Origin of the sequence: Escherichia sp. S10b, from assembly GCF_028421345.1 — a bacterium.
GTDB lineage: Bacteria > Pseudomonadota > Gammaproteobacteria > Enterobacterales > Enterobacteriaceae > ECMA0423.
Map to the genome: position 1 here is coordinate 1 of NZ_JAHZSO010000150.1, position 748 is coordinate 748.

The following is a 748-nucleotide window of genomic DNA, read 5'->3' on the forward strand; positions in this document are numbered from 1 at the left end:
GATGTCTCATGAAACTATGAAATGGATTGGTGCGTTAAACATTTTTTCTTATTATCTTTTAGATTTTGGAGAGATGGTTAACGTCTGTATTCCAGAAACTCGATGGTTATTTAATAAATTAGTTTCAATGATGCTTCTAGGTTATGACTGTAATGAAAAAGGTATTAATAGCAGCGATAGGTTTTTGTTTAGTTGGTTGTGCAGGTATGAAATTACCTGAGTATTCGCAAGTTAAAGCAAGTCCGTATTATACAGATTGCCGTGCGTTTGCCATGGATGTTTATAAAAATGATGGATACAGCAAAATTGCGAAAACTACTATCCTTAGCATGGATGATGTGAAAGCTAGATATATTGTGACAGGGTGTGTAGTTGCTATGGGGAAAAACACTGTAGAGGAAATCAAAGCTGATCTCTCTGCTAAAGGGAGTTCTTTTGGGCTTATCAGTGGAGCTTGTTCTAGTGCGGCATGTCGGGTTGATGTAGAGCAGCAAATGAACGCTTATGTACTTGGTAGTTATTATGCTGCAAATAAAAAATTCCCGGATAAAATGAAAGCAGAGTTTTAAGCAAACCTTGTTTTCGATTATATGTCGAAGATAAATGTTAGTAACGGCATAATAAGTAAATATATAGCTGTGATAGCAACCCGCCACTGAGCGGGTTTTTTGTACCCGTAAACTTGGTGCAGTACAGTAAACACGCTGGTGGTCGTGAATACTGACTTTTTATCTTGCTGGCTTTTTAG

Annotated in this window: 1 protein-coding gene; it reads left to right on the plus strand. The window is 37.2% G+C overall.

What is annotated here, in order from left to right:
- Positions 1-143 precede the first annotated feature (143 nt).
- A complete protein-coding gene (locus tag FTE26_RS09105) occupies positions 144-569 on the plus strand; it encodes a hypothetical protein (protein ID WP_000217632.1) in 426 nt (141 codons plus the stop codon).
- The last annotated feature ends 179 nt before the right edge of the window (positions 570-748 follow it).

Coding starts and splice junctions, on each gene's coding strand:
- FTE26_RS09105 (WP_000217632.1), top strand. CDS start 144: ATGACTGTAATGAAAAAGGTATTAATAGCAGCGATAGGTTTTTGTTTA.